Origin of the sequence: Pseudomonas sp. AAC (assembly GCF_000725445.1) — a bacterium.
In the GTDB taxonomy this organism is placed as follows: domain Bacteria; phylum Pseudomonadota; class Gammaproteobacteria; order Pseudomonadales; family Pseudomonadaceae; genus Pseudomonas; species Pseudomonas citronellolis.
On sequence record NZ_KL647100.1, the window covers coordinates 408,286 to 428,695 of the forward strand.

18 protein-coding genes are annotated in these 20,410 nt (G+C 68.3%); 13 read left to right on the forward strand and 5 right to left on the reverse strand.

The features are described 5' to 3' along the window. The first annotated feature begins 89 nt into the window (after window positions 1–89). From FG99_RS25200 to FG99_RS25215, 5 genes are all read left to right on the forward strand, one after another. Window positions 90–362, forward strand: a complete 273-nt coding sequence (locus tag FG99_RS25200) for a DUF1652 domain-containing protein (RefSeq protein ID WP_009621889.1) — start codon at window positions 90–92, stop codon at window positions 360–362. A gap of 225 nt (window positions 363–587) precedes the next feature. Then, on the forward strand, window positions 588–2,402 hold the full coding sequence (gene ftsH / locus FG99_RS25205) for an ATP-dependent zinc metalloprotease FtsH (RefSeq protein ID WP_043273007.1): 1,815 nt from the start codon (window positions 588–590) through the stop codon (window positions 2,400–2,402). A gap of 178 nt (window positions 2,403–2,580) precedes the next feature. Next, window positions 2,581–3,003 carry a hypothetical protein gene (locus FG99_RS25210; RefSeq protein ID WP_009621885.1) on the forward strand — a complete coding sequence of 141 codons (423 nt, stop codon included), beginning with the start codon at window positions 2,581–2,583 and terminating at the stop codon, window positions 3,001–3,003. A gap of 156 nt (window positions 3,004–3,159) precedes the next feature. Further along, on the forward strand, window positions 3,160–3,315 hold the full coding sequence (locus FG99_RS32545) for a hypothetical protein (RefSeq protein WP_009621884.1): 156 nt from the start codon (window positions 3,160–3,162) through the stop codon (window positions 3,313–3,315). A gap of 178 nt (window positions 3,316–3,493) precedes the next feature. Then, window positions 3,494–3,862, forward strand: coding sequence for a DUF3509 domain-containing protein (locus FG99_RS25215; protein ID WP_009621883.1), 369 nt, complete (start codon window positions 3,494–3,496; stop codon window positions 3,860–3,862). 1 nt (window position 3,863) lies between these two features. Here FG99_RS25215 and FG99_RS25220 read toward each other — a convergent pair whose 3' ends face one another. Continuing rightward, window positions 3,864–4,829, reverse strand: coding sequence for an AraC family transcriptional regulator (locus tag FG99_RS25220; protein ID WP_043272860.1), 966 nt, complete (start codon window positions 4,827–4,829; stop codon window positions 3,864–3,866). A gap of 144 nt (window positions 4,830–4,973) precedes the next feature. Here FG99_RS25220 and FG99_RS25225 point away from each other — a divergent pair, with 144 nt between their 5' ends. The 3 genes from FG99_RS25225 to FG99_RS25235 are packed head-to-tail and all read left to right on the forward strand — an operon-like array spanning window position 4,974 to window position 8,388. Further along, on the forward strand, window positions 4,974–5,900 hold the full coding sequence (locus tag FG99_RS25225) for a bile acid:sodium symporter family protein (protein WP_043272861.1): 927 nt from the start codon (window positions 4,974–4,976) through the stop codon (window positions 5,898–5,900). Next, window positions 5,897–6,637, forward strand: coding sequence for a sulfite exporter TauE/SafE family protein (locus tag FG99_RS25230; RefSeq protein ID WP_043272863.1), 741 nt, complete (start codon window positions 5,897–5,899; stop codon window positions 6,635–6,637). The genes FG99_RS25225 and FG99_RS25230 overlap by 4 nt, the downstream gene beginning before the upstream one ends. Beyond that, the gene (locus FG99_RS25235; RefSeq protein WP_043272864.1) at window positions 6,634–8,388 is read left to right on the forward strand and encodes an N-acyl-D-amino-acid deacylase family protein; all 1,755 of its coding nucleotides are present in this window, start codon (window positions 6,634–6,636) and stop codon (window positions 8,386–8,388) included. The genes FG99_RS25230 and FG99_RS25235 overlap by 4 nt, the downstream gene beginning before the upstream one ends. Before the next feature lie 223 nt (window positions 8,389–8,611). Here the strand turns inward: FG99_RS25235 and FG99_RS25240 are convergent, their stop codons facing one another. After that, window positions 8,612–10,006, reverse strand: coding sequence for a spinster family MFS transporter (locus FG99_RS25240; protein ID WP_051879245.1), 1,395 nt, complete (start codon window positions 10,004–10,006; stop codon window positions 8,612–8,614). A gap of 266 nt (window positions 10,007–10,272) precedes the next feature. Between FG99_RS25240 and FG99_RS25245 the strand changes: the two genes are divergently transcribed. Beyond that, window positions 10,273–10,656, forward strand: coding sequence for a cupin domain-containing protein (locus FG99_RS25245; protein ID WP_043272865.1), 384 nt, complete (start codon window positions 10,273–10,275; stop codon window positions 10,654–10,656). Window positions 10,657–10,663: 7 nt separating this feature from the next. Here the strand turns inward: FG99_RS25245 and FG99_RS25250 are convergent, their stop codons facing one another. Then, a complete protein-coding gene (locus FG99_RS25250) occupies window positions 10,664–11,710 on the reverse strand; it encodes an MBL fold metallo-hydrolase (protein ID WP_081884730.1) in 1,047 nt (348 codons plus the stop codon). A 496-nt stretch (window positions 11,711–12,206) separates the two neighbouring features. Here FG99_RS25250 and FG99_RS25255 point away from each other — a divergent pair, with 496 nt between their 5' ends. Both FG99_RS25255 and FG99_RS25260 read left to right on the forward strand, forming a co-directional pair. Next, window positions 12,207–13,076 carry a 3-hydroxybutyryl-CoA dehydrogenase gene (locus FG99_RS25255; RefSeq protein ID WP_043272868.1) on the forward strand — a complete coding sequence of 290 codons (870 nt, stop codon included), beginning with the start codon at window positions 12,207–12,209 and terminating at the stop codon, window positions 13,074–13,076. Between the two features lie 196 nt (window positions 13,077–13,272). Next, window positions 13,273–14,529: an OprD family porin gene (locus FG99_RS25260; RefSeq protein ID WP_009621866.1), complete on the forward strand. Its 1,257-nt coding sequence runs from the start codon at window positions 13,273–13,275 to the stop codon at window positions 14,527–14,529. A gap of 581 nt (window positions 14,530–15,110) precedes the next feature. On the opposite strand, the gene FG99_RS25265 is transcribed toward FG99_RS25260, so the two are convergent. Next, the gene (locus tag FG99_RS25265; protein WP_043272869.1) at window positions 15,111–15,593 is read right to left on the reverse strand and encodes a sigma-70 family RNA polymerase sigma factor; all 483 of its coding nucleotides are present in this window, start codon (window positions 15,591–15,593) and stop codon (window positions 15,111–15,113) included. A 160-nt stretch (window positions 15,594–15,753) separates the two neighbouring features. Here FG99_RS25265 and FG99_RS25270 point away from each other — a divergent pair, with 160 nt between their 5' ends. After that, the gene (locus FG99_RS25270; protein WP_043272871.1) at window positions 15,754–16,758 is read left to right on the forward strand and encodes a FecR family protein; all 1,005 of its coding nucleotides are present in this window, start codon (window positions 15,754–15,756) and stop codon (window positions 16,756–16,758) included. A 346-nt stretch (window positions 16,759–17,104) separates the two neighbouring features. After that, complete coding sequence (locus FG99_RS25275) at window positions 17,105–19,564, forward strand: TonB-dependent siderophore receptor (RefSeq protein WP_051879248.1); 2,460 nt, start codon at window positions 17,105–17,107, stop codon at window positions 19,562–19,564. A 273-nt stretch (window positions 19,565–19,837) separates the two neighbouring features. Here the strand turns inward: FG99_RS25275 and FG99_RS25280 are convergent, their stop codons facing one another. After that, a complete protein-coding gene (locus tag FG99_RS25280) occupies window positions 19,838–20,338 on the reverse strand; it encodes a VOC family protein (protein WP_043272874.1) in 501 nt (166 codons plus the stop codon). Window positions 20,339–20,410 lie beyond the last annotated feature (72 nt).

A 20,410-nucleotide genomic window follows, 5' to 3' on the forward strand; every position in this document is an offset into this window, starting at 1 on the left:
GGCTTTTCGGCGTGATCGGACGACCGATCCCAGCTTCGCCGTACCCTGCGGACCCGCTTCAATCAAGTCGATAACTCGGGAGCCACCCGATGCAAACCTATTTGCAGGCCAAACGCATTCTCGAAGACAGCTTCACGCCCTACCGCTGCCAGTGCACCCTCGAAGCGGACGGTTCGATGACCGTGCAACTGCTCGCGCCCAACAGCTGCGACGTGGAACTGACCATCCCGCAGATCCCCCGCCACGACTGGGACAGCCTGCGCGCCGTGGCGAAACTGGCGCTGGAGCTGCGCCAGGCGCTGGACATGGCGCTGTCGGAACAGCAGCGGCCAGCCAAGCCCCTGAGCCTGGCGCCCGGCTAGCCACTCTTCGGGCCACCCTGGAGCCTGCTGCGCGGCGGCCAGGTCTGCCGCTTCCAGCTGCAACGCGGCGGCCACTGAGCCCGGCGGCTATCCTTCGCACACGCCGCCTCCGCCTTTGTTTGATCCCGGCCAAGTTCCCGCGCCGCGGTTCGTGCCTCAATGGCGCCAACGCCGGAGCCCGGCGTGCATCCATCCCCCTCTGCCGGCACGGGAGCGAGCATGGCCATGGAAAAGCACCATCAATGGAACCTCGGCTATTTCGTCGTGGCCTTCGTGGCCATGCTGCTGGTGCAGAACTGGCTGGGCGAGTACTCGGCCGAGGCGCCGATTCCCTACAGCGAGTTCCAGCGCCTGCTGGACGCCGGCAAGGTCAGCGACCTGCGCGTCGACCAGGAGCGCATCAGCGGCACCCTCAAGGAGCCGATCCAGGGCCGCACGCGCTTCACCACCAACCGCGTCGAGCCGCAGCTGGCGGCGGAGCTGGAGAAAGCCCAGGTCGACTTCTCCGGCGTCACCCAGAGCGGCCTGGCCAAGCTGCTGGGCTGGCTGCTGCCGGTGCTGCTGTTCTTCGGCCTGTGGGTGTTCTTCTTCCGCGGGCTGGCCGAGAAACAGGGCTTCGGCGGCATGGTCAGCGTCGGCAAGTCGAAGGCGCGGGTGTTCGTCGAGCGCGACACCGGGGTGACCTTCGACGACGTGGCCGGCATCGACGAAGCCAAGGCCGAGCTGCAGGAGGTGGTGTCCTTCCTCAAGGATCGCCCCACCTACAGCCGCCTGGGCGCACGGATTCCCAAGGGCATCCTGCTGGTGGGCCCGCCCGGCACCGGCAAGACGCTGGTGGCCAAGGCGGTGGCCGGCCAGGCCGGGGTGCCGTTCTTCTCCATCTCCGGCTCGGAGTTCGTCGAGCTGTTCGTCGGCGTGGGTGCTGCGCGGGTGCGCGACCTCTTCGAGCAGGCGCGCAAGGCCGCGCCCTGCATCATCTTCATCGACGAGCTGGACGCCCTGGGCAAGATGCGCGGGCTGGGCGCCTTCGGCGGCAACGACGAGAAGGAGCAGACCCTCAACCAACTGCTCGCCGAGCTGGACGGCTTCGACCCGCGCGAAGGCGTGGTGCTGCTGGCCGCCACCAACCGCCCGGAAGTGCTCGACCCGGCCCTGCTGCGCGCCGGCCGCTTCGACCGCCAGATTCTTATCGACCGCCCGGACCGCCGGGGCCGCGAGGCCATCCTGCGGGTGCACCTGAAACGCGTCAGCGCCGCCGCCGACCTCGATTGCGGGCAGATCGCCGCCATCACCACCGGCTTCACCGGCGCGGACCTGGCCAACCTGGTCAACGAAGCCGCCATCGGCGCCACCCGGCGCGGCGCCGAGGCGGTGGGCATGGCCGACTTCACCGCCGCGGTGGAGCGTATCGTCGCCGGCGCCGAGCGGCGCAGCCGGCTGCTGCTGCCGCAGGAGCGCAAGGTGGTGGCCTACCACGAGATGGGCCATGCCCTGGCCGCGGCCTCGCTGCCGCGCATGGACCCGGTGCACAAGGTCTCCATCGTTCCCCACGCCATCGGTGCCCTGGGCTTCACCCTGCAACGGCCCACCGAGGACCGCTTCCTGATCGGCCGCCAGGAGCTCAAGGACCGCATGGTAGTGCTGCTGGCCGGGCGCGCCGCCGAGGCCCTGGTGTTCGACGAGATTTCCACCGGCGCCGCCGACGACCTGGCCAAGGCCACCGACATCGCCCGCCAACTGGTGACGCGCTTCGGCATGAGCGAGCAGCTCGGCCAGGCCGTGCTGGAGCGGCAGAACGCGCCTTATCTCGCGGGCGACAACGGTCACCTGGCGGGGCTGCGCGAGAAGGACTACTCGGAGCAGACCGCCCGCGAGGTGGACCTGTGCGTGCGCGAGCTGATCGACGAAGCCTTCCGCCGCGCCCGGGCCCTGCTGGAGCAACGCCGCAGCGACCTGGAGGCCGGCGCGCAACTGCTGCTGGAGCGGGAAACCCTCACCCCGGAGGATTTTCCCGCCCTGGCCGGCGCGCCGGCGCCTTGAGCGGGCCTGCTTCGAACCCCTGGCTATTTGCAGCGCCGCGCATATGCCAGGGAACTCATTGACAGATTGGCGCCAGGCAAGTGTCATGGGCGTTGTCGTCCGGCGCGGTCGAGGTGTGGCGCCGGGATTGCGTGGTCCGTTTGCGTGTTTCCTTATCCCCCGCACAGGAGCCGCCGGCATGTACGACTCTGCACCCAGGGCCTCGGGGCCCGCGGAGGAAGATTTCCTCTTCACCTTCGAGACCCACGTCCTGCAGAAGGCCCTGCCCGCCTTCGAGGAAGCCAGCCGCTTCGCCCGCGACCGCGGCCTGGATTGCCAGGTCGAACTGCTCGTGGACGAGGACGACCACCTGCAACTGTGCCTGTTCGCCCGCCTGGGCGGCAGCCAGCAGCCGAGCTTCTACCGCATCGTCGCCGATACCGAACTCCAGGGCCTGGTCCACGAGCAGTACGCCACCCATGGCCAGCGCATGCGCCGCCTGGGCGCGCAACTGGACTCGCTGGACGGCGAGGTGCTCGACGAACAGCTCGCCGAGTTCTTCCAGCTGGCCTTCGGCATGCACCTGGACGAGCCGGGGCACCGACGAGTCAGCGGCTTCTAGCAGCCGCCCCCTTTTGCCTTGCCTGCCGTTCCTCGCCTCGCCTCGCGCGGGCGGGTTTTCGCGCGACACTGTGCGCATGAAATGGATCGCACGCGCCCGCCCGCGTGCGGTCCGAGCAAAGGTAAGGGCCGCGATGCCCCTTGCAGGAGTGCCCCTATGAAAAGCCCCGTGGATACCCCGCACCCCGATCCGGTGGTGACCAGGGAAGCCGACGAACTGGAAGAACTGGTGGAGCTGGACCCGGTCGACAGCGGCCAGGAACCGCACCTGTCCGCTGCCCACCAGGAAGGCGTGATCGACGAGCAGCACTGAGCGCCGTGGAGCTTGCATTCTGCCGTGCAGGCTTCGTGCAATCGTGCGAAATGCACGGGCGCGTCTCTATCGCTATCGAATAACCAGCTGATTTAAAAAGAGAAAATTTTCAAGCGAAGCTGGAACGCATGCTGCAACGGCTCTCCCATCGGCTTCACGGATACCAAGGGAGAGCGTCATGCACAACGATCGTAGCCAAGCCCCGCAACTCCTCGGCGAACAGTTCAGCGACTACCGCGTCGACCTCCAGCAGCGCCCGGACGGTGGCCTGCTGCTGAGGCTGCGTGACCACGAGAACCGGCGCCTGCTGACCACCTGGGCGATCCCGGCCAGCGAATGGCGCGACCCGACGCGCCTGAACAACTTCATCGAACGCATCCGCCGCGACCTGCTGACCGCCGAGGGCCGCCCCCTGCAGGAAGACGAGGTGGACTGCTTCCGCAAGCGCATCGAACTGCAGACCTTCAACCCCGGCCAGGGCCGCCACCGCCAGCGCAAGATCGTGGTGGCCGGCGAGCGCCTGCGCGCCCTGGCGGCCCACGCCTGAGTCAGTCCGCGCCCTGGCGGAACTGCCCGGGGGTCATGCCGCTCCAGCGGCGGAAGGCCTTGGCGAAGGCGCTTTCGTCGGAAAAGCCCAGGCGCTCGGCCACTTCCGCCAGCCGCGCGGGGCCGTGCAGCAGTTGCTCGGCCATGGCGTGCAGCACCCGCTCGCGCAACAGCTTGAAGCTGCTGCCCTCCTCGGCCAGGCGCCGGTTCAGGTGCCGGCCGCTGAGGCCCAGGCGTTCGGCGATGCGCTCCTTGCCCCACTGCGGGTGCTCGCGCAGCAGGCCCTGCACCTGCGCCGCCAGGCTCTGCGCGCCCAGGCGCTGCAACTGGGCGTCGGCGAGCTGGCGCAGGTGTTCGCGCATCAGGGCGTTGGCCTGGATCAGCGGCACCTGCAGGTCGTTTTCGGCGAACAGCAGGCCATCCTCGCCGGCGCTGAAGTCGGGCAGCAGGCCCAGCAGTTCGCGGTAACTGCCCGCTTCGCCGCGGGCGGCGTGGTTCATGCGCAGCGCCAGCGGATGCACGCGCTCGCCGGTGATCCAGGCGCTCAGCCGCACCAGGCTGGCCAGCACCGCCTCCACCCGCGCCTCGCGGCGCACGCGGTAGCTGGGGCGATAGACCAGGGCCACGCCACCGGCCTCGCGGCGTAGGGCGAACTCGCTGCCCTCGGCGATGATCGGGTAGTACTCCAGCAGCGCTTCCAGGGCTTCGCCGAAGGTCTCGCAGCTCATCAGCAGGGCGCCGACCATGTCCAGGTGGCCGACCTGCAGGGCGCTGCCCAGGCGCAGGCCCAGCAGCGGCTCGGCGCTGGCGGCGCACAGGCCCTCCCACAGCTCGTCCTGGCGCGCCAGCGGGATGCGCGCCTGGCGGCCCAGCTCGCGCAGGTCGGCGGGCAGTTGCAGGCCCAGGCGCGTAGCGGCCTGGAGGATGCCCTGGGCGTAATGCACGGTGATCGAGGGGCTGTTGGGCATGGTCCCGAAATAACCGGAAAAAGTCCTGATTGAGCCAGCAAAGCGCGGCACGGGGCGGGTATCCTTGCCCATTACAACGAGAAACACAAACGAGCCGCGCATGCCTTGCAAACCGTGCCCCGCGCCCCTTAGGGAGGCGCGCTGATGCCCACCGTCCACCTGGAATTCGCCGGCGCCTCGATGCTGGCCCTGAACGCGATCATCGCGCTGATGATGTTCGGCGTCTCCCTGGAACTGCGCCGCGAGGACTTCGCCCGCATCGTCCGCGCGCCCAAGGCGCCGCTGATCGGCATGTTCATCCAGTTCCTGCTGCTGCCGGCCAGCGCCTGCCTGCTGGCCAACCTGCTGCCGATCGACCCGCAGCTGGCCCTGGGCATGCTGCTGGTGGCCACCTGCCCCAGCGGCAGCTTCTCCAACGTCATGACCTGGCTCGCGCGCGGCAACGTCGCGGTGTCGGCCAGCGTCACCGCGGTGTCCGGGTTGTCCGCCGGGTTCTTCACGCCGTTCAACTTCGCCCTCTACGCCAGCCTGGCGCCGGAGACCCGCGCGCTGCTCACGCAGATCCGCATCGACCCGCTGGAGCTGCTGGCCACGGTGCTGCTGGTGCTGGTGGCGCCGATGCTCGCCGGCATGGCCCTGGGCCGCCGTCGCCCGCAGCTGGCGCGGCGCCTGGAGAAGCCCATGCGGGTATTCTCGCTGCTGGTGCTGGCGGCCTTCGTGGTGATGGCCTTCATCAAGAACTACGCGCAGTTCGTCGCCTACTTCCACCTGTTCTTCTGGCTGGTGGCGCTGCTCAACGGCGCCGCCCTGGGCCTGGGCTACCTGTGCGCGCGGGCCTGCCGGCTGGGCGAGGCCGACGTGCGCGCGGTGACGCTGGAAAGCGGCATCCACAATTCGGCGCTGGGCATGGCGCTGATCCTCACCTTCTTCCCCGAGGCCGGCGGCATGCTGCTGATCGCCGCCTTCTGGGGCTGCTGGCAACTGCTCACCGGGCTGGGCCTGGCGCTGTTCTGGTCGCGCCGCGCGCCGCTGGCCAAGCTTGCTGCCGCTGCCGGGGGGAGAACGCCATGAGCTACGTGGCCCCTGCCCTGGGCAGCTTCATCCTGCTGGCCTACACCCTGGAGGCGGTCACCGGCTTCGGCAGCGTGGTGCTGGCGCTGTCCCTCGGCGCCCTGCTGCTGCCCATCGAACAGCTGCTGCCGGTGCTGGTGCCGCTGAACGTCGGCCTGACCAGCTACCTGGCCTGGCGCCACCGGCGCCTGGTGCAGTGGCGGCTGCTGCTGGCCACCCTGCTGCCGGGCATGCTGCTGGGCATGGTGGCCGGCTACCTGCTGCTGCCCTGGCTGGACCCGCAACTGCTCAAGCGCGGTCTCGGCCTGCTCATCCTGTGGTTCGCCGCCCGCGAATTGCACCGCAGCGCCAGGGGCACGCCCAGGGGCCAGGTGCCGGCCTGGGCGATGCGCCTGGCCACCGGCGCAGCCGGCGTCTGCCAGGGCCTGTTCGCCTCCGGCGGGCCGCTGCTGGTCTACGCCCTGGCCGGCCAGCAGCTGGACAAGTCGCGCCTGCGCGCCACCCTGGTGTGCGTCTGGTTCAGCCTCAACGGCCTGCTCACCCTGGCCTTCCTGGTCGACGGCCGGCTGCGCCCGGCGCTGCCCCAGGTGCTGGCCTACGCGCCGCTGCTGCCGCTGGGCCTGTGGCTGGGCGAATACCTGCACCGGCGCTGCCCGGAACGCCACTTCCGCCTGGCCATCCACCTCCTGCTGCTGGTCAGCGGGGTCCTGCTGCTGTCTCCCTGGAGCCTCCTGTGAGCTACGACATCATCGTCAAGAACGGCCTCTACTTCGACGGCAGCGGCGCCCCCGGCGCGCTGCGCCACCTGGGCATCCGCGCCGGGCGCATCGACACCCTCAGCGCCTCGCCGCTGGACGAGGCCGGCTGCCCGCAGGTGCTGGACGCCGCCGGCAAGTGGGTGACCCCGGGCTTCCTGGAAATCCACTCGCACTACGACGCCGAGGTGATAGCCGCGCCGGCGCTGAAGGAATCGGTGCGCCACGGCGTGACCACGGTGGCCCTGGGCTCCTGCTCCATCAGCATGGTGCTGGGCGAGGCGGAGGACTGCTCCGACCTGTTCACCCGCGTCGAGGCGGTGCCGCGCGAGGTGGTGCTGCCGATCCTGCGGGAGAAACGCACCTGGCGCGACGCCGCCGGCTACCGCGCCTTCTACGAGCAACTGCCGCTGGGGCCGAACCTGTGCTCCTTCCTCGGCCACTCCGAGCTGCGCGTGGCAGTGATGGGCCTGCAGCGCGCCACCAGCGGCGCCAAGCCCACCGAGGCCGAGCTGCAGCGCATGGAGCAGTTGCTCAACGAGGCGCTGGACGCCGGCTGCTTCGGCCTCTCGGTGATGACCACGCGGCTGGACAAGATGGACGGCGAGCGCGCCTGGTCCAGCCCGTTGCCCTCCACTTTCGCCAGCTGGAAGGAATTCTCCCGCCTGTTCGCCGTGCTGCGCCGGCGCGGCGCGCTGATGCAGGGCGCGCCCAACGCGGTGACCAAGATCAACGTGTTCGCCTTCCTCTGGCAGGCCCACGGCTGGTTCCGCCGGCCGCTCAAGTGCAGCATGCTCACCGCCCTGGACCTCAAGTCGCAGCCCTTCATGCACCGCATCACCCGCGCCTCCGGCTGGCTGGCCAACCGCGTGCTGCGCGGGCGCTTCCGCTGGCAGACGCTGCCGGCGCCGTTCAACGTGCGCATCGAGGGGCTGAACATGAACGGCTTCGAGGAGTTCGGCGCCGGCGAAATCCTCCGCGACATCAAGGACCCGGAGGAGTTGTACGCACGCATCCAGGACCCGGCCTTCCGCGAGCGCTTCCGCAAGGACATCAAGGCCACCCTCAGCCTGGGCCTGTGGCACCGCCGCCTTTCCGACTGCTGGGTGCGCGAATGCCCGGACGCGAGCCTGATCGGCCGCAACTTCGAGGACATCGGCCAGCAGCAGGGCAAGGATGCGGTGGACGCCTTCTTCGATCTGGCCAGCCAGTACCGCAACGCGCTGAAGTGGACCACCTGCTACGGCAACCACCGCCCGCAGGTCATGGCCAGGCTGCTGGCCAGCCCCTGGACGCAGCCGGGCTTCGCCGACTCCGGCGCGCACCTGGCGTCCCACGCGCAATACAACTTCCCGCTGCGCCTGCTCAAGTACGTGCGCGACGCCGAACTGGCCGGCCAACCGTTCATGGACGTCGGCCGCGCGGTGCAGCGCCTGACCGGCGAACTGGCCGACTTCGCCGGGCTGGACGCCGGCTACCTGCGCGTGGGCGACCGCGCCGACCTGGTGATCGTCAACCCCGAGGGGCTGACCGACGAGCTGGACGAAGTGAGCGAAGCGCCCATGGAAAACCTCGGGCTGGTGCGCCTGGTGAAACGCAACGATGCGGCGGTGGACGCCACCGTGATCAACGGGCGCGTGGCGTACCGGCGGGAAAGCGGCTTCGCCGAGGAGCTGGGCAAGGAACGCGGCTTCGGACGCTTCCTGCCGGGCCGGGAAGTGGTGCCGGCGTAGCGCGGATGAATCCCACCCACGCCATTCCCCTGTAGGAGCGCGCCCTGCGCGCGATTTCGCGGGCAGGGCCCGCTCCTACAGGTTTCCGGGAGGCACGGCATGTCCCCGTAGCGGACCTTGTCCGCAATAGCCGGAGCCACCAGCGCGGTCCGCGGATAAGATCCGCTCCTACGCTGCCCCACCCACGCCATTCCCTGTGGCACGAAGCGCGGACGGAGTCCGCTCAGGCACACTCCGCCTGTTCACGCACCAGGCTCGCGCGATAACTGCCGCAGCCCTTCCACAGCAGCCCGATGGTCAGCAACGCAGCCACCGCGGAAACGATGGCGATGGACGCCCCCACCGCCGCCGGGTCGCCGAACACCCGGTCGGTGATCAGCGCCACCAGGGTGGTGCCCAGGCCCACCGCCAGCAGGTTGCTGACCAGCAGGAAGATCGCCGAGACCTGCGCGCGCACCTGGTTCGGCGCCAGGTTCTGCATGGCCGTGGTGGAGGTCGGCAGGGGGAAGGAGGCAAAGAACATCGCCGGCACCAGCAGCGCCAGGGAAAGCCACAGCGGTTCGACCACGGCGAACAGGGCCACCGGCACGAGCATGCCGATGGCGCCGATCACACCCGTGCGCATGGCCGCGTCGCCGTGGCCGCGGCGGGCCAGCAGGTCGGTCAGCCAGCCGCCGCAGTACACGCCGGCGGTGTTGGCCAGCAGCAGCACCACGCCCAGGGTGTAGCCGGTGCTCACCGGGTCCAGGCCGTGCTTGCGCATGTACAGCGCCGGGGTCCAGCTGAGCATGGCATACAGGGCCATGGCGTAGCAGGAGAAGCCCAGGTACAGGCAGGTGAAGGTCAGCCGGTGGCGGCCGAGGAAACGCACGCCGTCGCCCGGCGCCACGGCCTTGGCCTGGCCGCTGGCGTCGCGGCTCAGGCCCTGGCGCTGCGGGTCGCGCACGGTCAGCCAGATCAGCAGGCCCACCAGCACCCCGGGCAGGCCGACGATGAAGAAGGTCAGCTGCCAGGCCTTGACCTCGCCCAGCACTGGCAGCACCAGCGCCTGGGTGTCCTTGAGCAGGTCGATGACGTAGCCGCCGACCAGGAAGGCCAGGCCGCCGCCGAGGAAGGAACCGATGGAGTAGATGCCCACCGCGCGGCCCAGCTTCTCCCGCGGAAACAGGTCGCTGAACATCGAGTAGGCCGCCGGCGACAGCGCCGCCTCCCCTACGCCGACGCCGATGCGCGCCAGGAACATCTGCAGGAAGTTCTTCGACAGCCCGCAGGCGGCGGTGGCCAGGCTCCAGAAGACCACGCCGACGGCGATGATCCGCGGCCGCGAGAAACGGTCGGCCAGGTAGGCGATGGGCCAGCCCATCACCGCGTAGAACAGCGAGAAGGCCAGCCCGTGCAGCAGGCTGAACTGGGTGTCGCTGAGCTGCAGGTCGGCCTTGATGGGCTCGATCATCAGCGCCAGGATCTGCCGGTCCACGAAGGAGAAGATGTACGCCACCATGCACAGGCTGACGACGTACCACTCGTAGGCGTAGCGCTTGCGCGCCGGGCGCGCCGCGCAGGCGTCGATGGCGGCTGGAGCCGTGCGCGGGGCGCGGCACGAGGAGGAAGGGTTCATGGCGAGGTCTCTTGTCGTTATGGGCAGGCGTGTCGCTGCAAGGCGCCCTCGCCCTCGAAGGGCGGGGCCAGGGGCACCTTAGGGGATGGGCCCCGGGGCGGACCATACGGGGAAACGGCCTCGGCATGGGGGTAGGCTCCCGTAGGCATTGGGGATTTCCTTAGGCGGAAAATCCGCCCCGCCACCGCACCCATGCGCAGGAATATGCAAGACGCCCGCGCCCTGGGCGCCCTACCCTGGCCACTCGATGATCCAGGAGCTGAAACATGCCGCAAACATCCATACGCCCCTACCAGCCGGTCAACCTCGCCGCCAAGCTGGCGGCCATCCACGAGCAGTGGCAGCCGCGGGTGGTGGCCGAGATGAACGACTACCAGTTCAAGCTGGTGAAGCTGGAAGGCGAGTTCGTCTGGCACAGCCACGCCGACACCGACGAGACCTTCATCGTGCTCGACGGCGAGCTGCGCATCGACTTCCGCGACGGCGCCGTGCAACTGCGCGCCGGGGAGATGTACGTGGTGCCCCGCGGCGTGGAGCACAAGCCCTTCGCCGCGCAGGAGGTGCAGGTGCTGCTGATCGAGCCGCGCGGCGTGCTCAACACCGGCGACCAGGGCGGCGAGCGCACCGCGCCCAACGACGTGTGGGTCTGAGCCCGCCTCAGGCCAGGCTGTACCAGGCCACGCCCTGCCCGTCCTCGCTGGCCGTCACCCGGCCGCGCTGCACTAGGTAGTTGAGGTTGGCCAGGCACTCGCCGCTGGCCAGGGCCAGCAGGTCCTGGTCGATGCGCCGGGCGAAGAGCGCGCCGAACAGGTCGATGGCGCGCTTCGGGCCTTCACCCAGTAGTTCCTGCAGGCGTTCCAGGCCGCGCTGGTGGCCGCGTTCCAGGTGCTCCAGGCGTGCGTGCAGGGGCTGGAAGGGTTCGTTGTGGGCCGGCAGCACCAGCACGTCGTCGGGCACCTCGCGGCGCACCTTGGCCAGGGATTCCAGCCACTGGCCCAGCGGGTCGGCCGCAGGCTCCGTGGGGAACACCGAGACGTTCGGCGAGATGCGCGGCAGCACCTGGTCGCCGGCGACCAGCAGGCGCAGATCGGGGCAATGGAAGCTGGCATGCTCGGGTGAGTGTCCTGAACCCACCACCACCCGCCAGTCGTGCGCGCCGATGCGGATGCGCTCGCCGTCGCGCAGGCGCCGGTAGCTTTCCGGCAGCGGCCAGATGAACTTGCCGAAGCCGCCGAAGCGCGCCCGGTAATGGGAGATGGCCGCCTCGTCCCAACCAGCGCGGCGGTAGAAGCGCACGCCTTCCGGCGGCGCCTCGCGGCCGCTGTCGGCGGCCAGCACGCGGCAGTTCATGTATTCGCCGAAGGTCATCCAGAGTTCGCAGCCGTACTCGCGGGTGAGCCAGCCGGCCAGGCCGACGTGGTCCGGGTGCATGTGGGTGACGAACAGCCGCGTCGGCCGCCGCCCGCCCAGCGCGCCGCCGGGGGCCAGCAGCGCGCGCCAGGCGTCGAGGGTGGCCTGGGTGTGCATGCCGGTGTCGAACAGCGCCCAGCCGTCGCCGTCTTCCACGGCCCACAGGTTGATGTGGTCGAGGCTCAGCGGCAGGGGCATGCGCAGCCAGTGCACGCCCGGAGCGATCTCGCGGCTGGCGCCGGGGTCCGGAGCGGGGCCGCAGGGGTAGTCCAGGGGGATGCGTTCGGATTTCATGGGGTTGCCTGGGTTATTCATGCCGAAGGGGCGTTCCGGTGCGCGCGGAGATTTCTCTGGAAGTCCGAATCGCGGACGGAGTCCGCTCCTACGGCATGAGCGAGCATGGCTTTTCGTAGGATGGTGTTGAGCGAAGCGATACCCATCACTTCGGCCGCATGGGTTTCGCAAGCTCAACCCATCCTACGAAAAGCAGCTCGGCGCAGTCGGCGAGACAGTTGCTCCTACAGCACCAGGGAAGCACAGGCGTAGGAGCGAACTTCGTCCGCGATTGGACTCACCGGCCACGCCGGACGCCCACGACAATACTGTGCCAAAGACTCGTCCCCAACCCCACCCACATAGACTAACCCGCCATGAAATGGCGCATATGCCCTCGGCAAAGTCACAGCTGCCAGCCCCCCGTCCCGCAGGAGGCTCGCCCTGGGCCGGCGCCTGCGCTATCGTCGCCGCCGGCGCCGCGGGGCGCTTCATTCATCGCAGAGGAACAACAGGCATGAGTACAGCAGACACCACTCCCGGCATCCGCAAGATCGGCGTGATCGGCGCCGGCACCATGGGCAACGGCATCGCCCAGGTGTGCGCCGCCGCCGGGCTCCAGGTGGCGATGATCGACGTGTCCGACGCCGCCGTCGAACGCGGCCTGAAGACCATCGACGGCAACCTCGAACGGCTGATCAAGAAGGACAGGCTGGTCGCCGCCGACAAGCCGGGCATCCTCGCGCGCATCCACGGCGGAACCGACTACGCCGCGCTGAAGGACGCCGACCTGGTGATCGAGGCCGCCACCGAGAATCTCGAACTCAAGCTGCGCATCCTGCGCCAGGTCGACGAGCTGGTCGGCCCCGAGTGCGTGATCGCCAGCAACACCTCGTCCATCTCCATCACCCAGCTGGCGGTGGTGGTGCGCAACCCGCAGCGCTTCATCGGCCTGCACTTCTTCAACCCGGTGCCGGTGATGGGCCTGCTGGAAGTGATCCGCGGCCTGCAGACCGCCGACGAGACCCACGCCCGCGCCATGGCCTTCGCCGGCCTGGTCGGCAAGACCGCGGTGAGCGTGAAGAACGCCCCGGGCTTCGCGGTCAACCGCATCCTGGTGCCGATGATCAACGAGGCCATCTTCGTGCTCCAGGAAGGCCTGGCCAGCGCCGCCGACATCGACGCCGGCATGCAGCTGGGCTGCAACCACCCGATCGGCCCGCTGGCCCTGGCCGACCTGATCGGCCTGGACACCCTGCTGGCGATCATGCAGGTGCTCTACGACGGCTTCGACGACTCCAAGTACCGCCCCGCCCCGCTGCTCAAGGAAATGGTCGCGGCCGGCCGCCTGGGCCGCAAGAGCGGCCAGGGCTTCTTCAGCTACTGACCGCCCTCGAAGAAGGGGCCTTGCGCCCCTTCCGCCAGCCAAGCGCCATTAGATAGCTATCACACGATTCTCAGCGACAGGCTCTAGCACGCGGTTTCCAGCCGTAGGAAATTTCCGACGAATGACAACCCGGTCACTGGTGATAGCACGAAAAACTGCTAAAACCTGAAAGTTGGAAACCAAAGGAGCTATATCCATGAGGATCATGAAACGCCACGCGCTGGCCTTCGCCGTGATGGCCGCGGGCACCCAACTGGCCCAGGCCAGCGCCCAGGACGAGGCGAAGGGATTCATCGAGGACGCCAGGCTCGACCTGCTGCTGCGCAACGTCTACTGGAACCGCGACTACAAGGACCACACCAACGACGCCAAGGTCTGGGGCCAGGGCTTCATCGGCACCTTCGAGTCCGGCTTCACCCAGGGCACCGTGGGCTTCGGCGTCGACGCCTACGGCCTGCTCGGCCTCAAGCTCGACAGCGGCCGCGGGCGCAACTACACCGGCATCTTCAACGAACACGACGACGGCAAGCCGGTGGACAGCCTGTCCGAGGCCGGCGGCGCGGTGAAGCTGCGCTTCTCCAACACCGTGCTCAAGTACGGCAACCAGTTCCCCGACCTGCCGGTGCTCTCCCGCGACGACTCGCGCATGCTGCCGCAATCCTTCACCGGCACCCTGCTGACCAGCGAGGAGATCAAGGGCCTGCAGCTGAACGTCGGCAAGTTCACCGCCGACAGCCCCATGGGCAGCCCGGCGCGCGACCCCAACCACCTGGACGAGATCTACCTCTACGGCGGCAGCTACGCGGTCACCGACGACCTCAGCGTGGCGCTCTACCACAGCGACGTGCGCGACGTCTTCGCCAAGACCTACGCCAACGTCAACTACAGCCTGCCGCTGGCCGCCGAGCAGGCGCTGAACTTCGACTTCAACATCTACCGCACCAAGTACGACGACGGCTCCCAGGCCGCGCTGGACTTCGGCGGCGACGGCGACAACGACCGCAACACCATCTGGAGCCTGGCGGCCAAGTACAGCGTCGGCCCGCACGCCTTCATCCTCGCCCACCAGCGCAGCAGCGGCGATGCCGGCTACGCCTACGACTACGGCGACGGCGGCGGCACCATCTACCTGGCCAACTCCTACTACGCCGACTTCAACCTCAAGGACGAACGCTCCTGGCAGGCCAGCTACGAGCTGGACTTCGGCGGCTACGGCGTGCCCGGGCTGACCTACAAGATCGCCTACGTGCGCGGCGACAACATCGACACCGGCGGCGACTCCGACGGCACCGAGCGCGAGCTGTTCAACCAGGTCAAGTACGTGATCCAGAGCGGCCCGGCCAAGGACCTGTCGTTCAAGCTGCGCAACTCCATCTACCGCGCGGACAACGACGTCGGCCCGGACCTCAACGAGGTGCGCGCCTTCATTGAGTACCCGCTGAGCATCCTCTGATGCCCCGGGCCCGCGGCGAACCATCGTCCCGGCCCATATGCACTATCAAGCGCATTCATCATTAGCCTGCGAACAATTTGCTAGCTTATTACCCCATCAGGTGTTGCTCGCCTGGTTTTGAAGCATCAAGGCCGTTACCACCCCCGCTTCCCCCGCGACTCGGTAACGGCCTTTTTTTTCGTCTGCGATTCAGGGTTGGCGCTCCAGAGCACCCTCACCCCAGCCCTCTCCCGGAGGGAGAGAGGGCCTGCGGCGGAGGCGTTGAGTCCGCTCCACACCCGCCGGCAAACCACCCCGTAGGATGGTGTTGAGCGAAGCGATACCCATCACCGCAGCCGCATGGGTTTCGCAGGCTCAACCCATCCTACGAAGAGCGCCTCGAAGAGTGGCTTTTACGTTCCAGGGAAACCGGGCGTAGGAGCGGACTCTGTCCGCGATTCGGACTTCCAGAGAAACCTCCGAGCGCAGCGAAACGCCCCTTCAGCAGGTCGGGCAAACTCGGAGCGGCGCAGAAACACCCAGACCAAGGCAGTTGCCCGCGTTCGCGGGCATGACGCGGGGCGTGAGACCCATGGTTCCCCCTACGCCTGCCCACCCCACTGCTGCAACCGCTGCCGACAATGCCGCATGGCATTGACGATATGCTTCTCCACCATATCCCGCGAAATCCCCAGACGCTCAGCGATCTCGGCATGGGAACAACCCTCGACCTTGCGCAACAGGAAAGCCTCCCGACAGTTCTCCGGCAACTGCGCCAAAGCCCGACGCAACATCAGCAACTGCTGTTGCTGGATAGCCTCGGTCTGCGGACAACGCTCATCGAGACAACCTTCACGGTCCAGCGCCTCCAGGTCCTCGTTGCGACGGATACGCGCCCGCCGGCGCAAGTCGATGCTGAGGTTGACGGCAGTCTTGAAGAGGAACGCCCGTGGCTGCTCGATGCGCTCCTCGGCCTTGCGGTCGAGCAGGCGCAGGAAAGTCTCCTGGGTCAGGTCCGCGGCGGCATGGCGGTCCCCCAGGGTGCGACTGAGGAAGGCGGTCAGTTCCTGGTAGTAGCGAATCAAGAAAAAAGCGCTCCGCCCGTTAGGGGCTTGCGGGTAAGATCGGCTCTCGCAGCCGACGCTGGCTGACAGCCCGCGTCGGAGGTAATTATAATCACTCGCATCAAGCCGAAAAGAAAGCGTGATCTGGGCGCACTTCGCCGCCCAGCCGTGGAAGCCTTCGATGAACCAGCCCCCCGCCGAGCATGACGACCAGAGCCTGAGCGCCGAAGCCGCGCGCTGGTGCTCGCGCCTGCACGAGGCGGACTGCACCCGGGCCGAGCGCGACGCCTTCGACGCCTGGTGCGCGGAAGACCCGCGGCACCGCGACGAATACCTGGCGATGCTGGAGATCTGGCGCCTGGCCGATCGCCTGCAGGCCCCGGCGCGAGCGCCCCTGTCGCATCCTCCACGCACCACTGCGCGGCCACGGCGCTCGCGCATCAAGCGTTTCGCCACCGCCGCGGCCGTCGCCTGCCTGGTGCTGGGCGCGGTCTGGTCGACGGGCTGGTCCGCCGGCTGGCTGCCGTCGCGCATCGGCTACTACAGCGCCACGGACGCGCCGCGCGAAGTGCGCCTGGCGGATGATTCGCAGGTGCGCCTGAACGCCCACTCCAGCCTGTTCTTCGCCCTCTACCGCGACCGCCGCGACGCCCGCCTGGGCAGCGGCGGCGAGGCCTACTTCAGCGTCAGCCACAACGCCCTGCAGCCGTTCACGGTACGCACCGACAACGGCAGCGTGCGCGTCACCGGCACCCGCTTCAACGTCTGGACCGACGCCAACCAGATGCTCGTCACCCTGCTGGAAGGCTCGGTGGTGGTCACCCCACCGCCCGGCGTGGACAGCAACGCCGCCCAGCTGACCCCGGGCATGCAGGCCCGCTACAGCAGCGCCACCGGGCAGTTCGAACTGGCCCAGGTGGCCCCGGGCGACGCCATCGCCTGGCTCGACGGCCGCCTGGTGCTGCAGGACCAGCCGCTGCAGGCGGCCATCCCGCAGATCAACCGCTACCTGGCGCACCCGGTGCGCCTGGACGACCCGGTGGTGGCGGCCATGCGCATCGGCGGCATCTACGACACCAGCGACCTGCAGGCGCTGGTCGACTCCCTGCCCAAAGTGCTGCCGCTGGAAATGCGCCGCCACGACGACGGCAGCATCACCCTGGCCAGCAGGTACGTGCCTCTCTGACAAATCCCCCCGTAGGAGCGGACCTTATCCGCGATGGCCGGCCATCCCGGCGCGAATCGCGGATGAGATCCGCTCCTACGCCGCCCCACCCGCGCCATTCCCATTGTAGGAGCGCGCCCTGCGCACGAATCGCGGGCAGGGCCCGCGCCTACAAGGCGCGCGTCGTAGGATGGGTTGAGCGATCACCCCCAACCGCATGGGTTTCGCAAGCTCAACCCATCCTACGAAAAGCCATCGCCCCTGCGTGACATCCCCCCTCCAATCCATGCCCGCGAAAAAAGTCTTCCGGTTTTTTCCGGTAGCTGCGTCATAGAAGGCTAATCATTCGCATTAATAACAAAACTGCATGGATAGGAGTGTCCCAGTGAACCGCAAGCCCCTGCACAGCAAGCGCAGCCCCCTGGCCCGCCTGGTCGGCGCCGCCGCGCTCGGCCTGACCCTGAGCGCCACCAGCATCTTCGCCGCGCCGGTGCGCATCGATATCCCGGCGCAACCGCTGGCCTCGGCGCTGACCAACCTCGGCAGCCAGGCGCACCTGCAGATCATCTTCAACCAGGCCCAGGTGCAGAACCTGCGCAGCCCCGGCGTGCACGGCGAGATGGAGCCGGCGCGGGCGCTGGAGCAACTGCTGCGCGGCACCGGCATCCGCTACCAGGTCGACGGCAGCCGCGTGACCCTGCTGGGCGCCGACGCCGCCGGCAACGACACCCTGGCGATGCCGGCCCAGGTGGTCACCGCCGCCCCGGAAGGCACCGACAGCTACGTACCGCGTACCAGCACCAGCGCGAGCAAGACCGATACCCCATTGCTGGAAATCCCGCAGTCGGTCTCGGTGATCACCCGCAAGCAGATGGACGCCCAGGGCGTGCAGAACGTCAGCCAGGCGCTGCGCTACGTGCCCGGCGTGCGCGTGGAGACCTACGGCCAGGACCCCAAGGGCTATGACTGGCTGTTCATCCGCGGCTTCAACGGCCAGACCACCAGCGACTACCTCGACGGCCTGCGCCAGTTGAACAACAGCTACACCTTCTTCCGCACCGAGCCCTATGCGCTGGAGCGCATCGACGTGGTCCGCGGCCCCTCCTCCACGCTGTTCGGCCTGGGCGACGCCGGCGGCATCATCAACCGCGTCAGCAAGCTGCCCACCGCCGCCGGCGTGCACGAGGTGGAACTGGGCTTCGGCAACCACGACCGCATCCAGGGCCGCTTCGACATCGGCGACCGCCTGGTGGACGACGGCAGCCTGCTGTACCGCGTGGTCGGCGTGGTGCGCAAGTCCAACACCGAGTTCGAGTACGACGACGGCCACGAGGTCAAGGACGATCGCTACTACGTCGCGCCCTCCTTCACCTGGGCGCCGGACGAAGACACCAGCTTCACCTTTCTCAGCAGCTTCATGAAGGACGACAGCGGCGGCACCATCGCGGTCAACACCCCGCAATACGGCCATACCGACAACACCCTGCTGGGCGACCACAGCTTCAACCACTCGTACCAGGACCAGTTCACCCTGGGCTACCAGTTCCGCCACCGCTTCAACGACAGCGTCGAATTCCGCCAGAACCTGCGCTACGGCCAGGTCGACTTCATCCTCAACAACATGCTGCCGCTGGGCACCGTGCAGAGCGCCGTGCCGGCCCTGGCCGCGCTGGTCCCGTCCCTGGCCAACGACGTCCTGCGCTCGCCGCGGCGCTGGGACGAGCACATGAACGCCTTCACCGTCGACAACCAGCTGCAGTTCGACTTCGACACCGCGGGCATCCAGCACACCCTGCTGACCGGCATCGACTATTCGCGCACCGAATCCGACGTCAAGCGCTACTTCGAGAGCCTGAGCCTGGCCAACCTGTCGTACTTCCTGCCGCTGCTGCTGGACCCGAGCAATCCGAAATACGGCCTGAACATCAACCGCCCGAGCACCATCCAGGTCAACTACGACCAGGACATCGACGCCGTCGGCTACTACGCCCAGGACCAGATCAGGTTCGACGACAACTGGCTGCTGACCCTCGGCGGGCGCTACGACAACGTGCGCAGCAGCACCGACGACCACTTCGCCGGCAGCCACACCCTGGCCAAGGACGACGCCTTCACCGGCCGCGTCGGCCTGACCTACCTGACCGACTTCGGCCTGGCGCCCTACGTGGCCTACTCCGAGTCCTTCGTGCCCAACAGCGGCATCGACGGCAACGGCAACACCTTCGACCCGAGCACCGCGCACCAGTGGGAGACCGGGGTGAAGTACCAGCCCACCGATAAGCTCCTGCTGACCCTCGCCGGCTTCGAGATCGAGAAGACCAACGTGCTCACCAACGAGGTGCTCAACGGCGTCAGCACCGGCTTCCAGAAGGCCACCGGCAAGGTGCGCTCGCGCGGCATCGAGGCCGAGGTGAAGGCTCAGCTCGACGAGCACTGGGACCTGCTGGGCTCCTACACCTACACCAAGACCAAGATCCTCAAGAGCAACAACGGCGACGAGGGCAACCGCTTCGCCAACGTGCCCGAGCACATGGCCTCGGCCTGGCTCAACTACACCGTCCGCGAGGGCATGGCCAACGGCCTCAGCGTCGGCGGCGGTGTGCGCTACACCGGCTCGGTGTACGGCGACAACGGCAACACCTTCCACGTCGACAACTACACCCTGTACGACGCCGGCGTGAGCTACCCGGTGAACAAGAACGTCACCCTCTCCTTCGCCGCGCAGAACCTGCTCGACGAGAAGTACGTGACCACCTGCGACGACATCGCCGAGTGCTACCCGGGCGAAGGCCGCACGGTGCTGACCAGCGTCAAGTACGCCTGGTAAGCCCACACCATTCCCCTGTAGGAGCGCGCCCTGCGCGCGAAATCGCGGGCAGGGCCCGCTCCTACAGGTTGCCGGGAGGCACGGTATTTCTTCCCCGTGTCCGCGATGGCCGGACGCCCCAGCGCGTTTCGCGGATGAGATCCGCTTACGCCCCCACCCACGCCATTCCCCTGTAGGATGGGTTGAGCGAAGCGATACCCATCACCATGGTCCGATGGGCATCGCAAGCTCAACCCATCCTACGAAAAGCACCTCGGCGCACAGGTACGTAGCTCACGCCCCGTCGTAGGCCCTGCGCAACGCCGCGATATCCAGCTTCTTCATCCCCAGCAGCGCCTGCATCAGGCGTTGCGACGCCGCCGTCGCCGGGCCGGCTATCAAGTCCGTGAGCATGGCCGGCACTATCTGCCACGACAGGCCGAACCTGTCCTTCAGCCAGCCACACTGCTGCGCTTCCACCGGGCCGCCGGCGGACAGGCGTTCCCAGTAGTGGTCGATCTCCGCCTGGCTGTCGCAATTCACCTGCAGCGACAGCGCCTCGCTGAACTTGAACAGCGGCCCGCCGTTGAGCGCGGTGAAGGCGACGCCGTCCAGCTCGAAGGCCACGGTCATCACCGAGCCCGGCGAGCGGCCGTGGATTTCCTGGCCGGCCTCGCCGTAATGGCTGACGGCGCCGATGCGCGAGTTGGGGAAGATGGCCGTGTAGAAGGCCGCGGCCTGCTCCGCCTGGTCGTCGAACCACAGGCAGGGGGTGATGCGCTGGATGCGGGACATGGGCTGTCTCCTCGTCTGGGCGCGCGGCCACCGTGGCCGCGCCCTGTTCCTGGTCGTCCGGCGGGACGCGGA

What these genes read in the sequence shown, in the direction of transcription:
- FG99_RS25200 (WP_009621889.1), top strand. Translation starts at nt 90, where the DNA reads ATGCAAACCTATTTGCAGGCCAAACGCATTCTCGAAGACAGCTTCACG.
- FG99_RS25275 (WP_051879248.1), top strand. Translation starts at nt 17,105, where the DNA reads ATGGATAGGAGTGTCCCAGTGAACCGCAAGCCCCTGCACAGCAAGCGC.
- FG99_RS25260 (WP_009621866.1), top strand. Translation starts at nt 13,273, where the DNA reads ATGAGGATCATGAAACGCCACGCGCTGGCCTTCGCCGTGATGGCCGCG.
- FG99_RS32545 (WP_009621884.1), top strand. Translation starts at nt 3,160, where the DNA reads ATGAAAAGCCCCGTGGATACCCCGCACCCCGATCCGGTGGTGACCAGG.
- FG99_RS25240 (WP_051879245.1), bottom strand. Translation starts at nt 10,006, where the DNA reads ATGAACCCTTCCTCCTCGTGCCGCGCCCCGCGCACGGCTCCAGCCGCC.
- FG99_RS25230 (WP_043272863.1), top strand. Translation starts at nt 5,897, where the DNA reads ATGAGCTACGTGGCCCCTGCCCTGGGCAGCTTCATCCTGCTGGCCTAC.
- FG99_RS25270 (WP_043272871.1), top strand. Translation starts at nt 15,754, where the DNA reads ATGAACCAGCCCCCCGCCGAGCATGACGACCAGAGCCTGAGCGCCGAA.
- FG99_RS25255 (WP_043272868.1), top strand. Translation starts at nt 12,207, where the DNA reads ATGAGTACAGCAGACACCACTCCCGGCATCCGCAAGATCGGCGTGATC.
- FG99_RS25225 (WP_043272861.1), top strand. Translation starts at nt 4,974, where the DNA reads ATGCCCACCGTCCACCTGGAATTCGCCGGCGCCTCGATGCTGGCCCTG.
- FG99_RS25280 (WP_043272874.1), bottom strand. Translation starts at nt 20,338, where the DNA reads ATGTCCCGCATCCAGCGCATCACCCCCTGCCTGTGGTTCGACGACCAG.
- FG99_RS25245 (WP_043272865.1), top strand. Translation starts at nt 10,273, where the DNA reads ATGCCGCAAACATCCATACGCCCCTACCAGCCGGTCAACCTCGCCGCC.
- FG99_RS25250 (WP_081884730.1), bottom strand. Translation starts at nt 11,710, where the DNA reads ATGAAATCCGAACGCATCCCCCTGGACTACCCCTGCGGCCCCGCTCCG.
- FG99_RS25210 (WP_009621885.1), top strand. Translation starts at nt 2,581, where the DNA reads ATGTACGACTCTGCACCCAGGGCCTCGGGGCCCGCGGAGGAAGATTTC.
- FG99_RS25215 (WP_009621883.1), top strand. Translation starts at nt 3,494, where the DNA reads ATGCACAACGATCGTAGCCAAGCCCCGCAACTCCTCGGCGAACAGTTC.
- FG99_RS25220 (WP_043272860.1), bottom strand. Translation starts at nt 4,829, where the DNA reads ATGCCCAACAGCCCCTCGATCACCGTGCATTACGCCCAGGGCATCCTC.
- ftsH (WP_043273007.1), top strand. Translation starts at nt 588, where the DNA reads ATGGAAAAGCACCATCAATGGAACCTCGGCTATTTCGTCGTGGCCTTC.